This is a genomic window from uncultured Aureimonas sp., assembly GCF_913775355.1.
Lineage (GTDB): Bacteria > Pseudomonadota > Alphaproteobacteria > Rhizobiales > Rhizobiaceae > Aureimonas.
In genome coordinates, this window is sequence record NZ_CAJYIU010000003.1 from 1 (window position 1) to 7,456 (window position 7,456).

Consider the following 7,456-nt stretch of genomic DNA (forward strand, 5'->3'; position numbering starts at 1 on the left):
ACCGGCGGGACAAGCCGAACCCCCTTCCGACCCGTCGCCTTGTCCACCACGGCCTGCTCCCGCAACTCCGTGCGCGGCGACGAATAATGGATCTTCGCCACCTCGCCGGAGGGCCATGTCGAAAGCAGCCAAGACGGCGAGCGCTAGGGTCTTGGCTCAAGTCAGATGGTCGCGGCTCAGCGTCATAAGGCGGGCGAAAGTGTGCGCAAAGGGTAGACTAAGAAGCTCAGTGCTCGCCATGCGCTCCGATCGGAGACGGTGCGTCGGCCCATTCTCGACACCACGCGTTCGGAATCACGGAACTAAGCATGCGCAGGCGACGCAACAGTTCGGCGCCGTTGCGGCAGCCAGCTTCCGACTGCGGGTCCATAAACGGTAGTTCGGGTAGGGCGAGATCTATTACAGGAGAACATATCCGTGCGCTGGCCTCGGACGATTAGGCTCACCAGCTCGCAACTGCGTTCTCCTGGGCGGATTGGCGGTGCCGGCTGGAAATTCCCCAGAAGCGCCGTTTGAATCGTCCCCAGTTTAGCGCGGCCGCCAGTCGCCCTGGGCGCGCCCTGGGAGACTGGCGGTGCGTGATCGCCGATGCTTCTCCCGATAGTCGGGAGAAGGATTTCGGCGATCAAGCTCGGGGAGATGGTAGTGATCCTGAATCTGCATCGGCAGCGCCTGTCTATTTCGGCGATCGCCAAAGCGATGAGAGCCGACCGCAAGACGGTGCGCAAATATATCGAACAAGGGCTCGAGGCGCCGAGCTACGGTCCTCGCAATCCGCGGCAGGCCGTGATCGATCCCTTCACGACTTACCTGCGCGAGCGCGTGGCACGCTATCCCGTCCTGACCGGGCGACGGCTTTATCGCGAGCTGAAGGAGCTTGGCTATGACGGCGGCTACACTGCCGTCACCGACTTCCTGCGCGACGTGCGACCGGGTGGCTGCTGACGATCGCGGCTTCGAGGTTCGTTTGGGGGGCCCCGCCGGGCAAGCAGGCACAGGTCGAATTCGCCCAGTTCCACGTCGTCCTCACCTACGAGCCGACGACGCCGCGGATCGTCGCCGAGGCCTTTGCCGATGAGCGCATGGCTCTGCGCCCGCTGCCACTGACACCTTTCCGATCGGTTCTCAAGCTCGAGCGGCGCATCAGCCGAGAGGGTATGGTCAGCGTCGGCGGCAACTTCTATTCCGTCCCGGACGCCACGCGCCGCCGCACCGTCGAGGCCCACACCCTGGCCGACGAGGTCCGGACCCTCGAGGACGGAACGCTGATCGCCGCCCATCTGGTTCTCGAAAGCCGCCATGGCCGCCTTGTCGAGCCGGGACATCGCATCATCCACACCGGGCGCCGGCGCCATGACGGCCAGGGTGAGATCGGCACGCTCGTTCTGGGTGTCGGTGATAAGGTCGCCCAGCGTCCGCTCGCCTTCTACGACGCCATCGGCCAAGCGCTGGCGCAGGAGCTACGCGCATGACTAACCCTTTGGACGCCGCGACCTCCGTGATCGACCGTATCCGCCACGACCTCGTCGGCCTGACGATACCCCGCGCCCTCGAAGCCCTGGGTCACGTCGTGCGAAGGCTCGATCAGGGCGAGATGTCCGCCCTCGAGGCCATCGACTTCCTCTTGTCCGAGGAGCTGCCCCCCTCGCGAGAACAGCCGGATCAAGACCGCGCTGCGCATGGGACGGCTGGCCACGATCAAGACCTTGGCCAGCTTCGACTTCTCCTTCCAGCCCCCGTTCGACCAAACCGCATCCTGACCTTGACCCAGCTCGGCTTCGTCGAGCGCGGCGAAGTCGTCCACTCCTCGGCCCGCCCGGCACCGGCAAGAGCCATCTGGCCGTCGCCCTCAGCGTCGAGGCCGTCAAGGACGGAAAGAGCGTCTACTTCTGCACGCTCGCCGACCTCATCGCTGGTCTAGCCACGGCCGAGCGGGAAAGGCGCCTTGGAAAGCGCTTGCGCTTCTTCTGCCGCCCTTCGTCGCTCCTGGTCATCGACGATGATCGGCTACCTCCCCGTCGTTCCAGGCGGCGGCAACCTGTTCTTCCAGCTCGTCAACGCCCGCTACGAGAAGAGGGCGATGATCCTAACCTTCAACTGCGGCTTTGCCGATCGGGGTGATAATTTCGGCAATCCCGTCGTCGCCAACGCGTTCCTCGATCGCCTTCTGCACCACGCCGTCGTCGTCCAAACCGAAGGCTCCAGCTACCGGCTGCGCCAGCACGCCGCTCTCATGCTCGAGCAACTCAGATTAAAGGCTGCCATCACGCCTCCGAGCATTGTAGCTCCATCTCGGCCAAGAGGACGCCCTCCCGAAAATGGACATCTCGCCGCGACGGCGTGATCGGCCGAACTGGGGAATTTTACCTCGGCCGTTCTGAGGAAAATTCAGTCGTCATTGACAACGGACTGGTCTCCTAGATCGAGACGCCGTTGGTCGCCAGTTCCACGACGATGGCGTTCGTTTCCTCGCGGTGGCGACGATCCTCACACTGGAGTCGCTTGGCAAAAGTCCGGCGACGCACAACGCGCAGCAGGGTGTCATTGCTGGCCGGCAGGAGCGGGGGAAGGGCGCCGCTTTTGCCAATACGCAGTCACAAGCGCGCTCAAACGCCCAAGCAAGATGAAATGCCTTCCCGAGTCATATTTTCATAATATGGATTATGGAATATTATAGTCGATCGACGCTACTCACTGGTCGGTCGCAGACCTGATCCGGAACCTGCGGCACAGCGGCCCTGTGCCGTCGCGGCACGTCGCCGGTGAGCTACACGCTCTTCGGCCGGGAGGATTAAATGTCGAGGCTGACCTGCATCCCATCATAGGCCGGCTCGATGAATCCGGGCAGAGATCGACGGACGGTTTCGTAGTCGAGCGGCGTATGCATGTGTGTGAGAATGGCGCGCGGTACGGCCAGTCGCTCGATCCATTCGAGCGCCTCGGACAGCGATAAGTGACTGGGGTGCGGCTTGTACTGTAGCGCGTCCACGATCAGGACCTCAGTACCTTCGATCGCCTCGACCGCGCCAGGCGGGAAATCGGAAACGTCGCTGGAATAAGCCAGCGGGCCGATGCGAAATCCCAGAGAGTGAATGCTGCCATGGGTCTGCGCATAGGGTCGGATCGTCAGCGGCCCCGCCGGGCCGTCGACCGAGAAGGCCTCGCCGGCGCTGATCGGTCGATGGCGCACGATCGGTCCGTACGAACTGCCCGGCGGCGTTCGGAAGCAATAGCCGAAGGCCTCGAACAAACGGGCATAGGTGTCGGCGTCGGCGTAGAGGTCGACGAGCTTGCGATGATCGATGACGAAGCCACGAACGTCATCCAGCCCATGGATGTGGTCGGCATGCGGATGGGTGATCAGGAGGCCGTCGATCCGCGTGACCGATGCAGCCAGCATCTGTTCGCGAAAGTCGGGCCCGCAGTCGATCACGACCCGTGTGACGTCGTCGCCATCCACGAGCTCGACCATCGCGGAACAGCGTGTGCGGCGATTTCGAGGATTGGCAGGGTCGCACTGACCCCAATCACCGGTGATCCGCGGCGTTCCGGGCGACGAACCGCAGCCAAGAATGGTCAGGCGAAGGTGTCGTTTCACGTGCGGTCGCTCGGCCGCAGATCCGGAGCCTTGCGAAACAGCCGGAAGAAGTTGTCGGTCGTCTCGCGCGCAAAGGCCTCGAACTCCCTGTCGAGAGCAGCTGCCAATGCCTCGGCGGTGTCTCTGACGAATGCCGGTTCGTTGCGTTTGCCTCGGTTCGGCGGTGGCGCAAGATACGGTGCATCCGTCTCCACGAGAATCCGATCCCGCGGGATCGAGGCCGCGATCTCCCGCAGACCAGTGGAGTTCTTGAACGCTGCGATGCCGGAGAACGAGACGTAGCCGCCAAGCTCGACGCCGACGTCGGCAAGTCGCCGGCCGGCGGTGAAACAATGCAGGACGAAGGGAAAAGCCCCCTTCCCGGCTTCATCGAAAAGGATCCGCTCGACCGCTTCGTCCGCATCACGAGCGTGGATGACCAAGGGCAAGCCGGTTTCTCGCGCGGCTGCGATATGCCGCCGGAACACGCGCTCCTGCCGGTCGTGGGGCGCTCGGTCATAGTGATAGTCGAGACCCGCTTCGCCGATCGCCACGACCTTAGGATGGCGGGACAGTCGGATGAGCTCTTCCGTCGGCACCTCGTTCTCGTCTGCGGCGTGGAGCGGATGCGTTCCGATCGAGGCAAAGACGCACGGAAACTGCTCGGCGATCTGAAGGATTCGATCGTGCTTCGAGACTTGGGTGCAGATGCTCACCATCAGCCCGATGCCAGCCGACTTCGCGCGATCGATCAGGCCCTCACGATCGGCATCGAAGTCCGGGAAGTCGAGATGGCAATGGCTGTCGACGAGAAGGAAAGTCGACATCAGCTTTCTTCGGTCGCCGGTTCGACATAGCGTGGGAAGACGCCGGAGGGTGCGGGCAGAGGCCGACCGGCCTCCAGCATCAGGCCCTGATCCAGACGATCGAACCGCCGCTCCTCGCCCGGCACACCGAGGAGATCGAGAAGCTTCGCAATGGAATCCGGCATTACGGGCTGCAGCAAAATCGCCACCCGTCGGAGAACCTCCGCCGTGACATAGAGCACGGTTCCCATCCGCGCCGGGTCGGTCTTGCGCAGGACCCAAGGTTCCTCGCCCGCGAAATAGCGGTTGGTCTCCGACACGACCGAGACGATCGAGGACAGGAGGACGTGCAGTTCCTGCCGATCGACGGCGGCCCTACAGCGCTGAAGCAGTTGGTCGCTCGCGGAGAGGATCGCTTCGTCCGCCGCGGTGAACGCGCCCGGCGTCGGCAGCACGCCGTCGCAGTTCTTGCCGATCATCGAGAGCGAGCGCTGCGCGAGATTGCCGAGGTCGTTGGCGAGTTCTGAATTCATCCGCGCGACGATCGCTTCGTGCGAATAGTTGCCATCCTGGCCGAACGGAACCTCGCGCAACAGGAAGTAGCGAACAGGATCGAGGCCGTAGGCCGACACCAGAGCGGTCGGGTCGATGACGTTGCCGACCGATTTCGACATCTTCTCTCCGCGGTTGAAGAGAAAGCCGTGAACGAAGACGCGCTTGGGGATCGGCAGCCCGGCCGACATGAGAAATGCCGGCCAGTAGACCGTATGGAAGCGGGCGATGTCCTTGCCGATGACATGCAGGTCCGCCGGCCAGAAATCGGCGCGCTCCCCGCCGTCGGGAAATCCAGTGGCGGTGAGGTAGTTGGTCAGCGCGTCGACCCAGACATACATGACGTGTCGCTCGTCACCCGGAACCGGAATGCCCCAGTCGAAGGTCGTGCGCGAAATCGACAGATCCTTCAGACCGGACCGGACGAAGGAGACGATCTCGTTCCGGCGCTCGGCGGGACCAATGAAGTCGGGATTGGCGTCATAATGCGCGAGCAGCCGCTCGGCGAACTGCGAGAGCCGAAAGAAGTAGCTCTCTTCTTCGACCCACTCGACGGGCGTGCCCTGCGGGCCGAGACGCTTGCCGTCGTCGGTGAGACGCGTCTCGTCTTCCGCATAGTAGGCCTCGTCCCGGACGGAGTACCAGCCGGCATAGGAGCCTTTGTAGATGTCACCGGCTTCTCGCATCCGCCGCCAGATTTCCTGGCTGGCGCGGCGATGGCGCTCCTCCGTGGTGCGGATGAAGTCGTCGTTCGAGCTGCCGAGAAGCTGCCCCATCTCCCGGAACTTCGCCGAATTCTGGTCTGCCAGTTCGATCGGCGACAGGCCAAGATTCCTGGCCGTCTGCAGCATCTTGATGCCGTGTTCGTCGGTGCCGGTCAGAAAGAGGACGTCGTAGCCGTCGAGCCGCTTGAAGCGGGCGATCACGTCGGTCGCGATCAGCTCGTAGGCGTGTCCGATATGCGGGCTGCCGTTCGGATAGGAGATCGCGGTCGTCGTATAGAATCGGTCGGCCATCGTGCTGCTTCTGCCCGGATCGTGTCGGGATGGGAGATAGCCCATCGGCTCGCGCGGCTCAACGAAGCAGGGCGCTTCGTCTTAGATGGTCGCCCCGGATCGCAAAGCGAGATAGCGATCGAGGAAGCTGAGGATCGTCTGTTTGCGATCCAGGTTGTAGGCGGCCGCTTCGCGAAAACGCGCCTGTTCCGCGATGCCGAAGCCCGCAAGGAGAGCCCCCTCGCGCGCCCTTCCCTGCGCGACCGCGACGGTCGCTTCCTCGGCGACCCGGTCGAACAGTCGATCGCGGAAAAGATCGAGAGCCGCTTCCCGACCCTTCTGCTGAAGACCGTCGACAAGGCTGTGCACGCCCTGCCAGTCGGGCTGTCGGGCGTCGAGGATGCGATCGGCTTCCCGCAGGACGTCGACGCCGCCGCCTTGCAGCAGGATGAGCGCCTGGCGAACGCTTCCCCTCGCGAGCGCAGCGACAGCGTTCAGGTCCTCCCCATCGGTCCCCGGCATGAGTTGCCGTGTGGCACTTGCAACCGCAGTGTTCGAAAGGCTGTCGATCCGCAATGTCCGGCAGCGGGAACGGATGGTCGGCAGGAGGCGCCCCGGTGCGTGGTTGGTGATCAGGAACACCGAGCGCGCGGGCGGCTCCTCGAGGATCTTCAGAAGCGCGTTGGCCGCGTTCCGGTTGAGATCGTCCGCAGGATCGAGAATGGCGACCCGCCAGCCGGGCATCGCGGTCGCCCGGAAGAAACCCTGCAGTCGGCGGACTTCATCCACCGTGATCTGCGTCTTGAACCCGCCGCCTCGGTCGGCGTCACCCCTCTGGATGTGGATGACGTTGGGATGGGCGCCGGAGGCAATCTGGCGGACCGCTGCGTCGTCCGGGTCGAAGATGGCGCTTCGCTCGCCTTCGGCTGTCCAGGGGGCGCCGACGAGATGCCGGGCAAACGCGAAAGCGAGCGTCGCCTTGCCGATGCCGCGCGGCCCCTGCAGAAGCCAGGCGTGATGCATCCGTCCGCTGCGGGATGCCGCGACAAGTTCCTGCCACTCGCGCGCATGTCCGACGAGGGACGGGTTGGCCGCCGGAGGCGGTACGTCGTCGATGTCGTCATGCGAGGATCTGGTGTCCGCGAGGATCAACGAGCGCTCTCGAGTCCGATGCGCCGCAGGCGCGCGATTTCGTCACCGAAACGATCGAGAACGATGCCCTCGATCCGGGCCCCGATCTCGTCGACCGAGCCGCTGGCGGCGATGACGACGCAGCGGTCGGGTTCGCGAGCAGCGATGTCGAGGAAGGCCTGCCGCCGGGCTTTGAAGATTTCGTCGCCGTCCTTTTCGAACCGATCGGCCGCCTCGGCGGACCGACGCTGCGATAGGCGCTTGATGCAGACATCGCTCGGCACGTCTAGGATCAGCGTCAGGTCGGGGCGAACGCCCGAGGTCGTCGCGGCCTCCACTTCGGACAAGAACGCCTGATCGAGACCCGGGACCGATCCCTGATAGGCACGGGTCGA

The 7,456-nt window shown here is 64.1% G+C and carries 6 protein-coding genes and 2 pseudogenes; 3 read left to right on the plus strand and 5 right to left on the minus strand.

Annotation, left to right across the window (positions count from 1 at the left end; genetic code table 11):
- Positions 1-588: 588 nt before the first annotated feature.
- The 3 genes and pseudogenes from QZ753_RS00315 to istB form a co-directional block, all read left to right on the plus strand.
- Positions 589-906: pseudogene (locus tag QZ753_RS00315) on the plus strand (IS21 family transposase); the annotation flags it as partial.
- Positions 907-1,082: 176 nt separating this feature from the next.
- The gene (locus QZ753_RS00320; protein WP_294640162.1) at positions 1,083-1,472 is read left to right on the plus strand and encodes a hypothetical protein; all 390 of its coding nucleotides are present in this window, start codon (positions 1,083-1,085) and stop codon (positions 1,470-1,472) included.
- Positions 1,469-2,344 (plus strand): annotated as a pseudogene (gene istB, locus QZ753_RS00325) (IS21-like element helper ATPase IstB). Before QZ753_RS00320 ends, istB begins: the two are co-directional and overlap by 4 nt.
- A 447-nt stretch (positions 2,345-2,791) precedes the next feature.
- Here istB and QZ753_RS00330 read toward each other — a convergent pair.
- The 5 genes from QZ753_RS00330 to QZ753_RS00350 all read right to left on the minus strand — a co-directional run.
- The gene (locus tag QZ753_RS00330; protein ID WP_294640164.1) at positions 2,792-3,598 is read right to left on the minus strand and encodes an MBL fold metallo-hydrolase; all 807 of its coding nucleotides are present in this window, start codon (positions 3,596-3,598) and stop codon (positions 2,792-2,794) included.
- Positions 3,595-4,404 carry a TatD family hydrolase gene (locus QZ753_RS00335; protein WP_294640166.1) on the minus strand — a complete coding sequence of 270 codons (810 nt, stop codon included), beginning with the start codon at positions 4,402-4,404 and terminating at the stop codon, positions 3,595-3,597. The genes QZ753_RS00330 and QZ753_RS00335 overlap by 4 nt, the downstream gene beginning before the upstream one ends.
- Positions 4,404-5,951: a methionine--tRNA ligase gene (gene metG / locus QZ753_RS00340; RefSeq protein WP_294640168.1), complete on the minus strand. Its 1,548-nt coding sequence runs from the start codon at positions 5,949-5,951 to the stop codon at positions 4,404-4,406. The genes QZ753_RS00335 and metG overlap by 1 nt, the downstream gene beginning before the upstream one ends.
- An 81-nt stretch (positions 5,952-6,032) precedes the next feature.
- Positions 6,033-7,082 (minus strand): DNA polymerase III subunit delta', encoded by a 1,050-nt coding sequence (locus QZ753_RS00345; protein ID WP_294640170.1) that lies wholly within the window; start codon positions 7,080-7,082, stop codon positions 6,033-6,035.
- Positions 7,079-7,456, minus strand: a 378-nt coding sequence (locus QZ753_RS00350) for a dTMP kinase (protein ID WP_367171474.1), incomplete at its 5' end; no start/stop codon positions are given. The genes QZ753_RS00345 and QZ753_RS00350, both read right to left, overlap by 4 nt.

Excerpts from the sequence above, each read along its gene's own strand:
- QZ753_RS00320 (WP_294640162.1), top strand. The coding sequence starts at position 1,083 with ATGGCTCTGCGCCCGCTGCCACTGACACCTTTCCGATCGGTTCTCAAG.
- QZ753_RS00335 (WP_294640166.1), bottom strand. The coding sequence starts at position 4,404 with ATGTCGACTTTCCTTCTCGTCGACAGCCATTGCCATCTCGACTTCCCG.
- metG (WP_294640168.1), bottom strand. The coding sequence starts at position 5,951 with ATGGCCGACCGATTCTATACGACGACCGCGATCTCCTATCCGAACGGC.